Below are 17,167 nucleotides of genomic sequence, written 5' to 3'. Positions count from 1 at the left end.
TACGGATGCCGGATAAATCTTTTATATTTTTATTTTTGGCTATTGGCGCCTGGTTACCAGGTCACCGGGCAAGCCTGCCCTTTTTCGTCAAATGCATAGCAGCGCTGCAGCGGCAGCCCCACCACGATGTTCTCGCCCACTTTCGCGTGCTTGTCACCAGGCGCCCGCACGATGAACGGCGAATCACAGCCAGCGACTTCCAGATAGAAATACGTGGTATCGCCAAGACGTTCGACAACCTGGATCTTTCCAGCCATCGTGCTGTCACCAGGCTCGACATCGATCGAGGCATGTTCCGGACGAACACCGAAAGTCACCGGTGCACCCGGCTTCAAGCGGCGAGCGTCGACGGCTGCCTTGACCACAGCGCCGCTCTTGAGCTTGATCTGAGCAACTTTCTCGTCAGCCGACACAAGCTGACCATGAACGAAGTTCATCTTCGGGGAGCCGATAAAGCCTGCCACGAAGAGATTTGCTGGGCGGTGATAGAGCTCAAGCGGCGCGCCAACCTGCTCAATGCGCCCTGCCGACAGCACCACGATGCGGTTCGCAAGCGTCATCGCCTCAACCTGATCGTGGGTGACGTAGATCATCGTTGCCTTGAGCTCAGAGTGGAGCTTCGAAAGCTCAACACGCATCTGCACGCGCAACGCGGCATCCAGGTTCGACAACGGCTCGTCAAAGAGGAAGACATCCGGCTTGCGCACGATCGCGCGGCCAATCGCCACGCGCTGACGCTGACCACCGGAGAGCGCCTTCGGTTTGCGCTCGAGCAGATGTTCAATCTGGAGAATCTTGGCAGCACGATCGACAGCCGCCTTGGTGTCATCCTTGGAGGCACCCGCGAGTTTCAGTGCGAACGCCATGTTCTCTTCCACAGACATGTGGGGATAAAGCGCATAGCTCTGGAACACCATCGCGACGCCGCGCTTCGAGGGCGGCTCGTCGTTGACGCGCTTCGAGCCGATATAAAGCTCGCCAGCGCTGATGTCCTCAAGACCAGCAATCGACCGCAAAAGCGTCGACTTGCCACAGCCGGACGGACCGACAAAAACAATGAACTCGCCGTCCTGGATCTCCAGATCGATGCCGTGGAGCGTCTGCACATCTCCGTACGACTTCTTGATGCCCTTGAGTACCAGTCCAGCCATCTAAATCTCTCCGGTTACAGTGGGTCAAATCGGACCCATACGGCAACACATGCTGCCGACAACGATGGACGCAACGCGCATCCCAAATGAAATCTCAAGACTCCCCGGACCGAAGCCCGGGGAGTGATTCAAACAGTCAGCTCAACTGAGCTGCCGTCCGATTCTTACCACCAAGCTTCGAACTGAACGCCGTAGGTGCTGCCGTTGCTCGCAAAGTCCTTGCCGTTCTCGACACCAACGCCACAGTCACGACCGGTGCAACCATGGTAGCCAGAGTTCTTCATGGCATCGTTCCAGTTCGCGTAGGTGTAATAAGCGCGAATTGCCGGACGTGCCCAGAAGCTCTTGCCCGCGCTGATCTGACCAGCCAGGGTGAGCTTGTTCATCGAACGCTCTTCTTGACCGTCGGTCTTGGCGGAATCGTGACCAACTTCGCCACCCACCGAGTACAGATCGTTGAAGTGGTACCAAACGCGGCCACCGAGGTTCCAACCCGTGGTGTCCTTGCCCTTGTTCTCGTTGGTCACTTGATAGCCGAAAGTGGCCGAGCCATTCCACGCACCCGCGTCAAACACCAGGTGATCAAGGAAGCGCCAGCCTTCAGACTCGTAGGTATCCGACGACCACCACTTCGCGGTGCCGTCCAGATTGGCGCCATCTTGCGCGATCTGGATCACAGCACGGTTGAAGCCACCCAAAACACCGATGGTGTGCTGGGCCGTCAACGCGTAGCCGCTGGCGGATTCGTTCTTTTTGCCATCACTGTTCTCACGCGAGTTCGGCGACACGATATCCGCGATGAAGTCCAGAGAGCCAAAGCCGCCAAGCTGAACACCTTCGAGGCGCAGATCGTGGGTGGTCACAGACTTGGCACCACCATCAGCGTAGTTCGGCTTGAAGCCGCCCGCACCGCTCCAGTCCATATCGCCCGTGCGCATGTAAGCGTACGACAGCTTACCGAAGCCCACATCAACGTTCTCAAGACCAGCACCCGGACCGGTGACGGCGTTGTAGAAGAAGTCCGTCATGTGGATGTCTTGGCGCTTGTAGTAACGCTTACCAGCCCAGATGTTGGCGGTAGCGAGCGGGCCAGAACCAACGTTGGTTGCTTCAGCCCACATTTGGCGCCACGACGGAGTGGATTCTTCCCAGTCGTTCAGCTGCTGCGTACCACCAGCAATCATGGTGTGGATGTTGAACTTGGTTTCACCCTTCTCAGCCAGGTTGGCGTCGAAAGCGAGTTCGAAGTAGGTGTCGCACTCGTTACCAAGACGGAAGTGGCCGAGACCGCTCGGGCCCCAGTAGCAAACCATCGAACCGCCGTCGACCGACGAGCCGACGCCGCTACGTGCATAGCCGTGGAAATCAACTGCAGCGGCGCCAGCGCCGGCAGACAGCGTAGCGGCCGCGACTGCGGCAGCGATTGCGCTGAGTTTGAAGTTCATGTCACCTCTCCTGTGGTTTGTAAATGGCAAACCTAAAGATCTGCCGTTACGAAAAAACTGCACTGCAAAAAACTTAGACCACTCCAATTGAGCGCACGAATGTGTTCTTCGGGCGTCTCGATACCGCGCCAGCAGCCTCAGGACTACGAGCGCAGTGCGGCTGCCTGTTCGGCCAACCGCGTAATTCCATCCCAGTCGCCCCGCTCCATCATGTCGATCGGCGCGAGCCAGCTCCCACCAACGCAAGCAACGTTTGGCAGTTCCAAGTAGCTAGACGCCGTCTCATAAGTGATCCCGCCTGTCGGGCAAAAAACGACATCGGGGAAAGGGCCGCCCAAAGCTCGCAACATTCCGATTCCACCGGCCTCACGGGCGGGGAAGAATTTGAGTGCGTCAAAACCCATGTCGCGAGCAATCATCAACTCGGCGGGCGTCATCACTCCCGGCAGGAGCGGCAAGGCCGGACCAACCGCGGCCTCCGCCAATTCACGGGTCAAACCGGGGCTCACAGCGAACATCGCACCTGCCGACACAGCCGACTCAAGATCAGCGGGACGCGTCACTGTGCCCACACCTACGATCGCATCAGGCACTGCATCGCGCATCGCCTTCACGGCATCCAGCGCAACGTCCGTCCGAAGTGTTACTTCAAATACGCGAATGCCACCGCGTGCCAACGCGCGAGCCAACGGTGCCGCGTGATCCAGGTTCCGGATCACGATAACCGGCATAACCGGCCCAATGCGAAGAACGTCTTGTAGGTTCATCTGTATCTCAGTGAAAAGTTTCGAAGACGCTGCCGCCGAGCTCGGCTCCGCCTACCGCGTTGCGGAAGACACCGAAGAGCTCACGCCCCATGCCCCACTCGTTCGCGCGAATATCTGGCGACACTGCCGTGCGAGCACGGAGGTCGGCTTCAGCAAGAACAGCTTCCAGCCGGCCAGTTTCGGCATCCAGGCGAATCACGTCACCATCACGAAGCTTCGCAATTTCGCCGCCCGCCAATGCTTCCGGCGTCAGGTGGATTGCCGCGGGAATCTTCCCGGACGCCCCCGACATGCGGCCGTCAGTCACCAGTGCAACTTTGAAGCCCTTGTCCTGTATGTTCGCCAGCGTCGGCGTGAGCTTGTGAAGCTCAGGCATACCGTTTGCGCGAGGTCCTTGGAAGCGCACAACGACAACAACGTCACGATCCAGTTCGCCCCGCTTGGCTGCGTCGAGCATCGCGTTCTGACTTTCAAACACGCGCGCAGGCGCTTCCACCACGCGATGCTGGGGTTTGACGGCCGAAACCTTGATGACTGAGCGCCCAAGGTTGCCTTGCAGAACCTTGAGCCCGCCGTCGTGGCTGAACGGCTCTGATGCCGGCCGAAGAATCCCAGCGTCACCACTCTCGGATGGAGCATCCACCCAGACCAAGCGCCCATCCGAGGACAGCGCCGGACTCTGAGCGTAACGGGACAAACCAACGCCCATGACCGTCTGAACGTCGTCGTGCAGCAAGCCCGCAGCGAGCAATTCGCGAATAAGGAAGGCCATTCCACCGGCACGATGGAATTGGTTCACATCGGCAGCGCCGTTCGGATACACACGAGCAAGCAGTGGCACGACCGCGGACAGCGCATCGAAATCGTCCCAGTCAATGATCACACCCGCGGCACGCGCAATCGCAACGAGGTGCAAGGTGTGATTGGTCGAGCCGCCGGTCGCAAGCAGGCCAACGATCGCATTGATGATCGAACGCTCATCGATCATTTGGCCGACCGGCGTGTAGGCGCCGCCCTGCCGCGATATTGCAACGGCTTGACGTGCGGCCTCTTGGGTCAAGGCATAGCGCAGCGCGGTGCCCGGCGGCACAAATGCGGCACCCGGGAGATGAAGACCGAGAACCTCCATCAACATCTGATTGCTGTTGGCGGTTCCGTAGAACGTGCAGGTACCGGCTGAGTGATAAGCCTTGGATTCAGCCTCAAGCAACGCATCCGAGCCAATCTGCCCCGCGGCGTGCAACTGGCGAACCTTGGCCTTTTCATCGTTCGTGATACCACTTGGCATCGGACCAGCCGGCACAAACACGGCCGGCAGGTGTCCGAACGACAAAGCTCCGATCAACAGGCCGGGCACAATCTTGTCGCAGACGCCCAGATAGAGCGCTGCATCAAACATGTTGTGCGACAGCGAGACAGCAGTCGCCATGGCGATGACGTCCCGCGAAAACAGTGACAGCTCCATGCCCGGCTGCCCCTGCGTGACACCGTCACACATCGCAGGCACACCGCCCGCCACTTGCGCCGTAGCGCCGACCGAGCGCGCAGCTTCTTTCAACCACTCCGGATAGTCACGCAATGGCTGATGCGCCGACAGCATGTCGTTGTAGGCGGTGACGATTGCGAGGTTCGGACTGCGAAGCTCGCGGATCGCTAGCTTGTCTTGAGCCGGCGAAGCGGCAAATGCATGCGCAAGGTTCGTACATGACAACTCGGACCGATTCGTCGCCGCGGGTGCCGCGGAAACGCGCGCAAGATAAGCCGCACGGGTGGCAGCGCTACGCTGGCGAACCCGCTCGGTGATCTCGACGATTTTCGGATGGAGTGTCATGTACTTGTGTTCAAGTGTTTCGAACTACGTTTGCGGCGGATTGTAGTAATGCTACAAACCAAAAACAAGAAACCACTGATGCGCCGATACAAGATGTTGATCTAACCCAAGCCCCGCACCCCCACAAAACGCACTAACCATTGATTAATAAAGACTTTTCAAAATCCTGCCTCGGCATTTTTTTGTTGCTACAAAGCAACACCTCTTGACCACCAAGCGGTGCCGCACCATCCGAGTGATCAGCGCACCAAGGCAGTTCCTTGAAAGCTTGTAGTTTTACTTCTTATACTTTCGCAAACATTGCAACGCCTTCTTCGTCGCACAGCGCGAACGAGCTCAGGCAAAAGGACCGAACACATGTCTCAGATTCCAGCGCTTGACGTAGTGCTCTTCGGCGCGACCGGGGATCTGGTGATGCGGAAACTCGTCCCCGCGCTCTATCACCTCCATCAAGATGGAGTGCTGTCGCCGGACGTCCGCATCATCGGTGTTGCTCGCAGTGCGTTAACACGCGACGGATTCCGTGAGCGCATGCATTCGCAGGCCAGCGCATTTCTCGGCAGCGCTTACGATGAGGCAACCTGGCAGACATTTGCGGAGCGCATCGACTATCGTTCGGCCGACGCCACCCAACCGGATTCGTTCAAGGGACTGGCCGAGCTGATCGGGAAGTCGGCTCGGCCGTGCGTCTACTATCTATCCACCGCACCTCAGCTTTTCACCCCCACCTGTCGCAACCTTGCCGATGCAGGCCTGATCACGCCTGAAAGCCGCGTCATCCTCGAAAAGCCACTCGGAACGGATCTGGCCTCCAACAAGGCCATCAACGACGAGGTGGGCCAGTACTTCGGTGAGAAGCAGATCTTTCGCATTGACCATTACTTGGGCAAGGAACCGGTTCAGAACCTGCTTGCGCTGCGCTTCGGAAACGTATTGCTGGAGCCGCTATGGCGCGGCCAGTGGGTGCGCGACGTGCAGATCACAGTGGCCGAGCAGCTGGGCGTGGAATCGCGTGGCGAGTTCTACGAGAAGACCGGCGCAATGCGTGACATGGTGCAGAACCATCTGCTGCAGTTGCTCTGCATCACCGCCATGGAGCCACCGGCCTCACTTGAGCCGGACGCAGTACGTGACGAAAAGCTCAAGGTGCTCCGTGCGCTGAAGCCCATTACCGGCGCGGCGGTGGCCAATAACACCGTGCGAGGGCAATACCGCGCGGGAGCGGTGAGCGGTCAACCGGTGAAGGGCTATCTCGAAGAGTCGGGCATCGCTGCAGACAGCAGCACAGAGACCTTCGTCGCAATCAAGGCTGAAATCGGATCTTGGCGTTGGGCGGGCGTGCCCTTCTACCTCAGGACCGGCAAGCGAATGCAGGAGAAGCTTGCCGAGATCGTCATCAATTTCAAGCCGATCCCTCACTGCATTTTCGACACCTGCTATGTCGGCCGACCGGTAAATCGCCTGGTTATCCAGATGCAGCCCGACGAAACAGTGCATCTGCATCTGCTGGCCAAACAACCCGGCAACACCATGCGGCTGGGTGAGGTCGCGCTGGACATGGACTTCTCGGAAACGTTCAAGACGCGTCAACTTGAGGCCTATGAGCGCCTACTTATGGATGCAATGTTGGGCAACCTAACCCTGTTTGTACGACGCGACGAACAGGAGGCCGCTTGGCGTTGGGTGGAGCCGATCATCAATGCATGGGCCGAGAGCGGCGAAAAACCCAAGTCCTACACAGCTGGAACATGGGGCCCGGCGGCTTCAAGCGCCTTGCTTGGACGTAACGGCCATGCCTGGCACGAGGAGATCTGATGGCGCTACAAGTCCACGCCTATCAATCAGCAAGCGCTCTTGACGCCACGCTCGCACACTGGGTTGGCGCACGCCTGTGTGATGGGATCTCCCAACGCGGCCACGCGAGCATGGTTGTGTCCGGCGGCAAGACGCCGCTCGGATTCTTTGAGCAACTCCGGACTCTTGATCTCGACTGGAACAAGGTCACCGTCACGCTTGCAGACGAGCGCTGGGTTGCAACGGACCATGCCGACAGCAACGAACTTCTCGTGCGTAAGCACCTCCTTGCCGACAAGGCCAGCGTGGCACGCTTCATCCCGCTCAAGTTCGAGGCGGACACTCCATCTGTCGGTGCGCGACTCGCCAGCAGGGCGTTAGCCGCACTGGACTGCCCGTTCGACGTTGTCATTCTCGGAATGGGCGAAGACGGCCACACCGCGTCGCTGTTCCCCGGCTCACCGCAGATCGCCGCAGGCTTATTCGATGCCTCCGGTGACGCCTGCCTTGCAACCGAAAACACCAGCAAGGCGCCGCGGTGGCGTATCACGCTTACAGCGCCGCGTCTCCTCCGCGCCCACAACATTGCAGTCCACATTACCGGTGCCGCCAAATGGTCACTGCTCGGCGACGCGCTCGCCGGCCACGACGTGGAACGGCTGCCAATTCGATTCGCACTTAACCAGGAAAGGGTCCCCTGTCATGTCTTCTGGTGCCGCTAGCACCTATCCTCGCCTCCTCGGCGACATTGGTGGCACAAACGCTCGCTTTGCGCTGATCCGCTCTGAGGGCGGGCCGATTGAGGACATTCGCACCCTGCCCGGCGCGAACTACGCTGGCCCGGCGGAGGCAATCGAGGCCTATCTCGCAGAGGTCGGCGGAGACCGCCCGACCTCAGGTGCGATCGGTATTGCAAACCCGATCGACGGCGATCGGATCAAGATGACCAACCACACTTGGGCATTCTCGATCGACGCCGTGCGCCAGCAACTCGGTTTCACCCGACTTGTCTTCATCAACGATTTCACAGCGCTCGCGCTGTCCCTGCCCTTCTTGCCCGACAACGAGTTGCATCAGGTTGGCGGCGGCAAGCGCGAAGAGAACCGCGCCATTGCCGTGCTGGGCCCGGGTACCGGCCTGGGCGTATCCGGTTTGGTGCCATCCGCCGAAGGCTACCTGCCGCTTGAGGGTGAAGGCGGGCATGTAACGATGGTGGGCACAAATGCGGAGGAAACCGCTGTGATCGCCAAGGCGCGCGAGACTTTCCCGCACGTTTCCGCCGAGCGTCTGATCTCTGGCCCGGGCTTGGTCACGCTGCACGAATCGCTCGCTGCCGTTCGCGGCCTCCCCTCGCCAAGGCTGGACGCACCTGCGATCACCAACGGCGCCCTGGACGGCTCCAATGCACTCGCTTTGGATTCGGTCAACATGTTCTGCGGCATGTTGGGCACAATTGCGGGCAATCTTGCGCTGACGCTGGGTGCCAAGGGAGGCGTGTTCATCGGTGGCGGTATCATTCCGCGACTGGGTGACTTCTTCGACCGTTCGCCGTTCCGCAGCCGGTTCGAAGACAAAGGACGATTCCGGCCTTATCTGGAAACCGTGCCCGTATTTGTCATCCACTCCGCCTACCCTGCCTTTACCGGCGCCGCGGTAGCGCTTGAGCGCGCGCTGGCTCAGCACTGATCTGCTCAGCCAGGACGGCGCGTCGGCCCTGGTCGACGCGCCGTATCATTTTTGTGGGCGGTCGCAGTACCGGCCCAGCAGCAATCTCCCCCTAATCAATAAGGAGTTGTCCATGAATCCCTCTTCGACCGGCGCGTGGAAAGCGCTCGCGCAACACGCTGAACAGTGGAAGAAACTGCATCTGCGTGAAGTGTTCTCGGAAGATCCGGCACGCGCCCAGCGTTATGTTGCCGACGCGTGCGGGATTCAGCTCGACTACTCCAAGAATCGTGTCAGCGACGAAACGCTGGCGCTGCTGCGTCAGCTTGCCGACGAAACCGGCGTGCAAGCCCGCCGCGATGCCATGTTCCGTGGAGAGAAGATCAACAGCACCGAAAACCGCGCGGTGCTTCACGTCGCGCTGCGCAATCGCAGCAACACCCCGATCACGGTCGATGGTGAGAACGTGATGCCGGGCGTGAACGAAGTGCTCGAGCGGATGTTTGCGTTCGCTGACACCGTCCGCAGCGGCGCGTGGAAAGGTCGCTCCGGAGAATCGATTACCGACGTCGTCAACATCGGCATCGGCGGTTCCGACCTCGGCCCGCTGATGGTCTGCGAAGCGCTGAAGCCCTATGCGCACGACAGCATCAAGATGCACTTCGTGTCGAACGTCGATGGCGCGCAGATCGCTCAGACGCTGCGCAAGCTAAATCCGGCCACGACGCTGTTCATCATCGCGTCCAAGACGTTTACCACGATCGAGACGCTGACCAACGCACACACGGCACGCGACTGGTTCCTGGCGTCGGGCGCGTCCGAAGCGGATATCGCCAAGCACTTCGTCGCAGTGTCGACCAACGGTGCTGCGGTGAGCAAATTCGGGATCTCGACCGACAACATGTTCGGTTTCTGGGACTGGGTCGGCGGCCGGTACTCGCTGTGGTCCGCAATCGGCCTGCCTATCGTGCTGTCGATCGGTCCGGACAACTTCAAGGCATTGCTGGGCGGCGCCCATGCGATGGATGAGCATTTCCGCACTGCACCTGCCGAGAAGAATCTGCCGATGCTGCTCGGCCTGATCGGCGTCTGGTACGCAAACTTCCTCGGCTCGCCCTCTGTCGTGATCGCGCCGTACAACCAGAACCTGCATCGCCTGCCCGCCTACCTGCAGCAGCTCGACATGGAGTCGAACGGCAAGGGTGTGCGCAGCGAAGGCGACAAGGTTGACTACGCAACCGGCCCCATCATCTGGGGCGAGCCAGGCATCAACGGCCAACACGCCTACTTCCAGCTGCTGCACCAGGGCACGCACCTGATCCCGCTCGATTTCATCCTTGCGCTGGAGCAGAGCGACATGGACCCGAAGCATCACGCGGTGTTGATCGCGAGCTGCTTTGCGCAAGCCGCAGCGCTGATGCGTGGCAAGACCCCGGACGAAGTGCGTGCAGAGCTCGATAAGGCCGGCGTCACCGGCGAACGCGCTGACATGCTGGTCAAGCACCGCACCTTCGACGGTAACCGCCCGAGCAACATGATGCTGCTGGACAAGCTGGACCCGGCGCATCTTGGCGCGTTGATTGCGCTGTACGAGCACAAGGTGTTCGTACAGGGTGCCGTTTGGGGTATCAACTCCTACGACCAGTGGGGTGTGGAACTCGGCAAACAGCTCGCCAGCGGCATCGAGCGCGCGCTCAAGGGCGGCGGCGGTGAGCTAGACTACGACGCTTCGACCCAGCGCCTGATCGGCACCGCGCGTTCGCGCCTGTCGCTCGACCGCTGACCCCAGCGCAGCCCTTCGCATGGTGCGAAGGGCTGCCTGAAGCCTGAACTGGAGGAGTTTCACACGATGCAACACAAGCGCATGAAGTCGCGCTTCTTGGCGACACTTGCACTGGCGATGACCGCCACTCTTGTAACCCCGACAGTTCAGGCTGGCTGGTTTGACCAGTCTTTGTTCGGCCCGAGCGATGAAAAGCGGCTCAACGAGTGGGCCAAGAGCCCTGAGAAGAAAATGACTTGGGGCGAATGGGATTTCATTCGCCTTGCGACCCGCGGAGACGGCTCAAAACCTAACGCCCACCCGGTACAGCTAAACGTCAAACAGGTCGCCGCAGCGCTCGCTTCGGTTCAGGGCATACCGTTCAAGGACGTGAAGCCGCTGTTCTCGGAAAGCGAAGTGGAACGGCTGTCGCAAGCGATCGTGGCCGGCCTGAAGAATGCAACGCCCGATCAAGAGCTCGTGTTTGTCAGCACGGGTCAGCACTTGTGGACCGGACTCGTCGCGCCTGTCGTCGGCAACTGCGGCCGAATCTTCTTTGCCGATGGGAAGCTGAACATCCTGCTCGGCATGCACCACGCCGATTTTGTGGCCGACAAACAAAGTGGCTCTCGCCAAGACCCGAAGTTCGACTTCGGCTCACGCAGCACCCCTGCCAAGAATGTGAACTTGACGGGCGTAACGGAAGGTCAGGCCACCTTGGTCCGTAACGACTGGATCGCACTTACGCTTCAGCCGGACACAGCACCGGCCGCGACCGGGGCGACCGCGGCAGCAGCCCCGGCGGCCGCGGCACCGAGTGCGGACACGTTCTACACGAAGCAGGAAAGCCGGCTTAAGGCACTGCAGCGCCTACGCGATCAGGGGCTGATCACGGAAGCGGAGTTCCAGGCGAAGCGCGCCCAGATCATCAAGGATCTGTAAGGCTGAGGACGGCACCGACCGGAGCCCTTCGCAAAACAAAAACGACGCCAATCGGCGTCGTTTTTTTGTGTGGTGCGGATCAGTTTAATCACACCTGCATGTTCATGATGTCCTGGTAAGCCGTAACCAGGCGGTTGCGGACCTGGACCATTTGCTGGAACGAGAGGTTGGCCTTCTGCAGGTTGACCATCACGTCCTGCAGATTGACGTTTGGATCTCCGGCTGAGAACTGTTCGGACATCGCTTTGGCATCGTTCTGGGCTTGGCTGACCTGCTGAAGCGCGCCCTGCAGCACTTGCGAGAAATCGACACCTTCGCCGCCCTCGACGGACGCAGGTTTGCCCGCCGCTGCTTCTGCAGTGGCGCGCATCTGGCCAATCATCTGTTCAATGCCGCGCGTATCCATGGCTGTTCCTTTCCGTCACCTGATCCAGCAAGCTACATGCCAGATTCAGATGTCCGCCCCTTCCGCCCGGTATTGCTGGAGCTTGTAGCGCAGGGTGCGCTCGGAGATGCCGAGCTTTTCGACGGCGAGTTTGCGCGAGCCACCGACCGATTTCAAGGTGTCGAGGATGTGTTGTTTCTCCAGATCCCTCATGTTGCTTGGCTTTTCGTCCAGTTCCGGGGCGCTCGCGGTGAGTGGTGCGGCGACTTCCGGCGCCGTGGCGACACCGGCTTGCGGCAGACACAAGCGCATGTCGGCCGCTTCGACAAGCTCGCCACGGGCGAGAATCGCGGCGCGCTGCAGCGTGTTTTCCAGCTCACGGACGTTGCCGGGCCAGTGCCAGGCGGCAAGAATTACCGCCGCTTCCGGTGACAGGCGTGCGAGTTTGCCGATGCGCTCGCCGTGGCGGTGCAGGAAGTGGTTGGCCAGTGCGGCGATGTCGCGCGGGCGTTCGCGCAAGCTCGGGATTGCAATCGGGAACACGTTGAGGCGGTAATAGAGGTCTTCGCGGAAGCGGCCGCCCTGGACTTCGCGCAGCATGTCGCGGTTGCTGGTGGCCAGCACGCGGATATCAAGTGACACCGGCTTTTTGCCGCCGACGCGCTCGACCTCACGTTCCTGCAGCACGCGGAGCAGCTTGGCTTGCAGCGGCAAGGGCATTTCCGAAATCTCGTCGAGCAGCAGCGTGCCGCCATCGGCCTGCTCGAATTTGCCCGCCTGCGATGTTTGCGCGCCGGTGAAGGCGCCCTTCTCGTAGCCGAACAGCGTGGCTTCGAGCAGCGTTTCCGGGATCGCCGCGCAGTTGATCGCAATGAACGGGCCGTTCGCGCGGCGCGAATGGCGATGGATGTAGCGGGCAAAGACTTCCTTACCGGTGCCAGACTCGCCCGTCAGCAGCACGGTCGCATCCGTCTCGGCGACCCGTGCGGCAAGTGCCAGCACGTCGCGGGTGCGCGGGTCTTCTGCGACCATCTCGGATTCGTCCGGCGTGGCGGTCGCGTAGCGGCGTACTTGATCGAGCAACACGGCAGGCTCGAAAGGCTTGAGCAGGAAGTCGCAGGCGCCAGCGCGCATTGCGGCCACGGCGGTGCCGACATCGCCGTAGGCCGTCATCAGCATGACCGGCAATTGCGGGTGGCCGGCGCGGATGGCGTCCAGCAACTGCAGGCCATCCATCGGCTGCATGCGCAGATCGCTGACGACTAAATTGAAGGCCTGCTTGCCCAGCACCTCCAGCGCCGCAGGCCCGTCGCCCACGGCCGTCACGGCGTGGCCGGCGGTTTCCAGCGTGAACGCGACGGCATCGCGGATGTCCGGATCATCCTCGACAACCAGAATGTGCAGGGTTTCGATCATGCTGCGTCCTCCCGAACCGGCAACGGTAGATCCAGCACGAAGGTGCTGCCCTCCCCCGGATTCGATCGTAATGTGATGTCGCCACCGTGTGCGCGTGCGACACCGCGGGCGATAGCCAAGCCCAGGCCGGTGCCATCAGCGCGGGTGGTAAAGAAGGGTTCAAACAGGCGGGCCTGCAGTGTGGCGTCGATACCGCGGCCGTTATCACTCACCGCAAAGCGAACGCGGCCGTCGGCGTTCGAGGCATGCAGGCTGATTTCGCCGCCCTCGCCGACCGCCTGCAAGGCGTTTTCCAGCAGATTGGTCAGCGCGCCCGCGATGTCCTTGCGGTGGCCCGCGAAGCGCACGCCTGGGCAGACACAACGGCTTGTGAAGCGCACCGCGCGGCGGGCTGCAACCGGTTCGATCGTATGTTCAAGTTCCGCGACCAACTCGCAGACGTCGAAATCCTCGGTGCCGAGCGCTTCGCCGCGCGCGAAGCTGAGCATGTCGCGAATCAGGCGTTCGAGATGACGCAGGCGATCCAGCGTGCGTTCGGCGCAACGCGCGCGATCCGCCGGAGCCAAGGTCGGCTCGGCAAGATTGCCGGCGTACAGCAAGGCCGCCGCAAGCGGCGTGCGAAGCTGGTGCGCGAGGCCCGCGACCATTTCACCCATTGCCGCCAGACGTTCGTTTCGCGCCACATTGCGGCGCATCAGCCAGGCCTCGGTTACATCATGCAGCAGCACGATGCGGCCGCCAGCCGAATCCTCCGCAGTCTGCGACAAGGCGAGGCGGCGTGGTGAATCGGCCGCGCCGCTTTCGAACTCGGCCGGGGTTTCAGTCGGCGTAAGCAGTGTCTCGCACACCGTGGGCCACGCCTGGCCGACCAGGCCATCGTTGAGCATGGCGCGGCCGGCGGCGTTCACCTGCTCAACCCGCCCCTGTGCATCGAGCAATACCACGCCCGCGGGCAAGGCGGCGAGCAGCCCGGTCAGTCGTTCATTCAGGCGTTCGACCTGACGTTCAAGGCCGGAGTACGCCTGCGTGAGCTGTGCGGAAGCCTCCGAAAACTGGCGGAAGGCTTCGGCAAGCTGCGCGGCGTCGAGGGGTGGCTGGATCGTCTCTTGCATGGTGTGGATCGGCGTTTCGGGCCCTTTTCCCGGCCCTGCTCGCAGATTAGCGGCAGGCGACCGGCAACAAGCGGCGAATAGGCGGCAAAAACTGCCGCTTAAACGGACTTTGCACTTGCGACGGCGGCAAGACAATGCACCCATCCAGAAAAGGGCCTTTGCGCCCAAGAAGAGGTCAACACCATGGCCGAAGCCGAACTGACTGCCGACCAGCCCGCGCCGCCCACGTCGCCGCTTGAGCTGATCCGCGACAACTTCAATCGCCTCACCGCGCGCCAGAAGATTGCTGGCGCCGCGGCGATTGCCGTTTCGATTGCGCTGCTCACCGGCGTGTGGCTGTGGAGCAAGCAACCGAACTACGCGGTGTTGTTCTCCGGCTTGGCCGAGAAGGATGGCGGCGCGATCATCACCGCCTTGCAGGCGCAGAACGTGCCCTTCAAGGTCACCGACAACGGTTCGGCGATCCTGGTGCCGGCCCAGCAGGCGGCGGAACTGCGCTTGCGCATGGCGAGCCAGGGCTTGCCCAAGGGCGGCTCGGTCGGCTTCGAGCTGATGGAAGGCAACCGCATCGGCATTTCGCAGTTTCTTGAACAGGTTAACTATCAGCGCGCACTGGAAGGCGAACTCGGCCGCACGATAGGTTCGATCAACGCGGTGCAGAACGCCCGCGTGCATCTGGCAATCCCGAAGCAGACCGCCTTTCTGCGCGACGAGCAGAAGCCTTCCGCCTCGGTCGTGCTGACGCTGCATGCGGGCCGCGCGCTGGACAACGGCCAGATCGCCGGCATCGTGAACCTCATTTCCGCTTCGGTGCCGCAGCTGACCGCCTCGGCCGTCAGCGTGATCGACCAGAACGGCAACCTGCTGACGACCAAGGCTGATCCGAGCGGGCTGGACGCCACGCAGATCAAATATGTGCGCGAACTGGAAGACCGCTTCGTGCGCCGCATCGAGAGCATCCTGGAGCCGATCGTCGGCCAGGCGAACCTGCGCGCCCAGGTCACGGCCGATGTGGACTTCGATCAACAGGAGCAGACGGCCGAGAGCTACAAGCCGAACCCCTCGCCCAACCAGGCGATCCGCAGCCAGCAGCTCTCCGACAACACCACGATGCAGCCTGCACCGGCTGGCGTGCCGGGTGCGCTGAGCAATCAGCCGCCGGTGCCCGCCACGGCGCCGATCACAACGCCTGCCGCCCCCGGCACCCCGGGTGCGGCCAATCAGGCGCAACCACTCTCGACGAGCAAGAATTCGACGACCAATTACGAGCTCGACAAAACGGTGCAGCACACCAAGCGTGCGCTGGGCCAGGTTCGCCGCTTGTCTGTCGCCGTGGTGGTAAACCACCGTAGCGAGCGCGACGCAAAGGGCAACGTTCGCACAGTGCCGCTGTCAGAAGCGCAGATGAAACAGGTCAATGACCTGGTGCGTGAGGCAGTCGGTTACAACGAAACCCGGGGCGACACGGTCAATGTGGCGAATGCGCCCTTCACTGAATCGCTGCGCAAGGGCGACGAGCTGCCGTGGTGGAAAGATCCGGAACTGCGCGCGATGGCGCTGGATCTGGCACGCTGGCTACTGCTCGGCTTGGTCGCCGCCTTCCTGTGGCTGCGCGTGCTGCGCCCGCTGGTCCGCACCGTTGCGCCGCCGCCGGTGGTGGCCGAAGGCGCCGAAGGTGGCGAAGAAGGCGGCGAAGAAGAGGAGGAAGGCTACGTGGTCACGCTCAACGAGCAAGGCGAAGTGCCGGACGACCAGTTGCTGCCGCCCGAAGTGCGGATGGAAGAGATTGCGCGCATGAGCTTCGACCGCAAGATCGCGAAGGTGCGCGAGATCGCGGTGAAGAATCCGAAGGTGATCGCCACGCTGATGAAGGAATGGATGGGGAGCCAGCCGAATGAGCGACGCTGACGAAGGAATCAACAAAGCCGCGCTGCTGCTGCTCACGCTCGGCCCCGACGAGGCGGCAGACATCCTCAAGCACATGTCGCCGCGCGAGGTCCAAAAGCTGGGTCTTGCGATGACGCGCCTCACGCCTCAGGGCCGCGAGGTGATCGAAGCGCTGATCAACGAGGTTGCGATCTACGCCGCGAAGAGCTCGCCGGTGCAGGCCGACGACGAGAAGATCCGCATCATGCTGACCAAGGCGCTCGGCGACGAGCGCGCGGCCAACCTGCTCTCACGCGTATTGCAGGGCTCGGACACGGCGGGCATCGAATCGCTCAAGTGGATGGATGCCGCGACGGCCGCTGACCTGATCAAGAACGAACACCCGCAGATCATCTCAACGATTCTGGTGCACCTGGAATTCGACCACGCCGGCGAAATCCTCAAGCACTTCACCGAACGCCAGCGCAATGACGTGCTGTTGCGCATCGCCACGCTGGACGGCGTACAGCCGACTGCGCTGAAGGAGCTGAACGAAGCGCTGACGCGTGTGCTGTCCGGCTCGACGCAGTTGAAGAAGACCTCGATCGGCGGCGTGCGCCACGCAGCGGACATCCTCAACTTTGTTGGCAGTGCGGCGGAAACCGCGATCCTCGACAATGTGCGCGAGTACGACCCGGATCTGGCGCAGCGCATCCTCGACGAGATGTTCGTATTCGACAACCTGATGGACGTCGACGACCGCGGCATCCAGACGATCCTGCGCGAAGTGCAGTCCGACCAACTGGTCATCGCACTCAAGGGCGCCAACCCGGAGATGCGCGAGAAGGTGTTCAAGAACATGTCACAGCGCGCGGCGGAAATGCTGCGCGAGGATCTGGAATCGAAGGGCCCGGTGCGGCTATCCGAAGTGGAGTCCTCGCAGAAGGAGATCCTCAAGATCGCCCGACGCCTCGCCGAGGAAGGCCAGATCGTCATCGGCGGCAAGGGCGGCGACGACTTCGTTTAAGGCC

At 61.5% G+C, this 17,167-nt stretch carries 14 protein-coding genes; 7 read left to right on the top strand and 7 right to left on the bottom strand.

The genetic code is table 11. The annotated features are described in order from the left end of the window. Positions 1–53: 53 nt before the first annotated feature. The 4 genes from ACE3P0_RS07515 to edd all read right to left on the bottom strand — a co-directional run bounded on the left by ACE3P0_RS07515 (position 54) and on the right by edd (position 5,194). Positions 54–1,151, bottom strand: coding sequence for an ABC transporter ATP-binding protein (locus ACE3P0_RS07515; RefSeq protein ID WP_172202974.1), 1,098 nt, complete (start codon positions 1,149–1,151; stop codon positions 54–56). A gap of 164 nt (positions 1,152–1,315) precedes the next feature. Further along, the gene (locus ACE3P0_RS07510) at positions 1,316–2,596 is read right to left on the bottom strand and encodes a carbohydrate porin (protein ID WP_206256163.1); all 1,281 of its coding nucleotides are present in this window, start codon (positions 2,594–2,596) and stop codon (positions 1,316–1,318) included. Between the two features lie 143 nt (positions 2,597–2,739). Next, positions 2,740–3,363 carry a bifunctional 4-hydroxy-2-oxoglutarate aldolase/2-dehydro-3-deoxy-phosphogluconate aldolase gene (eda, locus tag ACE3P0_RS07505; RefSeq protein ID WP_172202976.1) on the bottom strand — a complete coding sequence of 208 codons (624 nt, stop codon included), beginning with the start codon at positions 3,361–3,363 and terminating at the stop codon, positions 2,740–2,742. A gap of 7 nt (positions 3,364–3,370) precedes the next feature. Beyond that, positions 3,371–5,194 carry a phosphogluconate dehydratase gene (edd, locus tag ACE3P0_RS07500; RefSeq protein WP_374401435.1) on the bottom strand — a complete coding sequence of 608 codons (1,824 nt, stop codon included), beginning with the start codon at positions 5,192–5,194 and terminating at the stop codon, positions 3,371–3,373. Between the two features lie 357 nt (positions 5,195–5,551). On the opposite strand from edd, the gene zwf reads away from it, so the two are divergent. The 5 genes from zwf to ACE3P0_RS07475 all read left to right on the top strand — a co-directional run bounded on the left by zwf (position 5,552) and on the right by ACE3P0_RS07475 (position 11,357). Then, on the top strand, positions 5,552–7,009 hold the full coding sequence (gene zwf, locus ACE3P0_RS07495; protein WP_374401433.1) for a glucose-6-phosphate dehydrogenase: 1,458 nt from the start codon (positions 5,552–5,554) through the stop codon (positions 7,007–7,009). Then, positions 7,009–7,710, top strand: a complete 702-nt coding sequence (gene pgl / locus ACE3P0_RS07490; RefSeq protein WP_374401432.1) for a 6-phosphogluconolactonase — start codon at positions 7,009–7,011, stop codon at positions 7,708–7,710. Before zwf ends, pgl begins: the two co-directional genes overlap by 1 nt. Next, entirely contained in the window at positions 7,691–8,674 is a 984-nt protein-coding gene (locus ACE3P0_RS07485) for a glucokinase (protein ID WP_374401430.1), read from the top strand. The genes pgl and ACE3P0_RS07485 overlap by 20 nt, the downstream gene beginning before the upstream one ends. Positions 8,675–8,786: 112 nt before the next feature. Then, positions 8,787–10,436 (top strand): glucose-6-phosphate isomerase, encoded by a 1,650-nt coding sequence (gene pgi / locus ACE3P0_RS07480; RefSeq protein WP_374401427.1) that lies wholly within the window; start codon positions 8,787–8,789, stop codon positions 10,434–10,436. A 66-nt stretch (positions 10,437–10,502) separates the two neighbouring features. After that, on the top strand, positions 10,503–11,357 hold the full coding sequence (locus ACE3P0_RS07475) for an SHOCT domain-containing protein (protein WP_374401425.1): 855 nt from the start codon (positions 10,503–10,505) through the stop codon (positions 11,355–11,357). An 88-nt stretch (positions 11,358–11,445) separates the two neighbouring features. On the opposite strand, the gene fliE is transcribed toward ACE3P0_RS07475, so the two are convergent. The 3 genes from fliE to ACE3P0_RS07460 are packed head-to-tail and all read right to left on the bottom strand — an operon-like array spanning position 11,446 to position 14,270. Then, positions 11,446–11,763: a flagellar hook-basal body complex protein FliE gene (fliE, locus tag ACE3P0_RS07470; RefSeq protein ID WP_172202983.1), complete on the bottom strand. Its 318-nt coding sequence runs from the start codon at positions 11,761–11,763 to the stop codon at positions 11,446–11,448. 45 nt (positions 11,764–11,808) lie between these two features. Beyond that, positions 11,809–13,158 (bottom strand): sigma-54-dependent transcriptional regulator, encoded by a 1,350-nt coding sequence (locus tag ACE3P0_RS07465; protein WP_374401423.1) that lies wholly within the window; start codon positions 13,156–13,158, stop codon positions 11,809–11,811. Continuing rightward, complete coding sequence (locus ACE3P0_RS07460) at positions 13,155–14,270, bottom strand: PAS domain-containing sensor histidine kinase (RefSeq protein ID WP_374401420.1); 1,116 nt, start codon at positions 14,268–14,270, stop codon at positions 13,155–13,157. Before ACE3P0_RS07460 ends, ACE3P0_RS07465 begins: the two co-directional genes overlap by 4 nt. A 183-nt stretch (positions 14,271–14,453) precedes the next feature. Between ACE3P0_RS07460 and fliF the strand changes: the two genes are divergently transcribed. Next, complete coding sequence (gene fliF, locus ACE3P0_RS07455) at positions 14,454–16,178, top strand: flagellar basal-body MS-ring/collar protein FliF (RefSeq protein WP_374401418.1); 1,725 nt, start codon at positions 14,454–14,456, stop codon at positions 16,176–16,178. Next, complete coding sequence (fliG, locus tag ACE3P0_RS07450; RefSeq protein ID WP_374401416.1) at positions 16,165–17,163, top strand: flagellar motor switch protein FliG; 999 nt, start codon at positions 16,165–16,167, stop codon at positions 17,161–17,163. The genes fliF and fliG overlap by 14 nt, the downstream gene beginning before the upstream one ends. Positions 17,164–17,167 lie beyond the last annotated feature (4 nt).

The organism is Niveibacterium sp., from assembly GCF_041909475.1.
Lineage (GTDB): Bacteria > Pseudomonadota > Gammaproteobacteria > Burkholderiales > Rhodocyclaceae > Niveibacterium.
The sequence above is the reverse complement of the archived record's forward strand: the minus strand, read 5'-3'. Positions and strand labels throughout refer to the sequence as shown.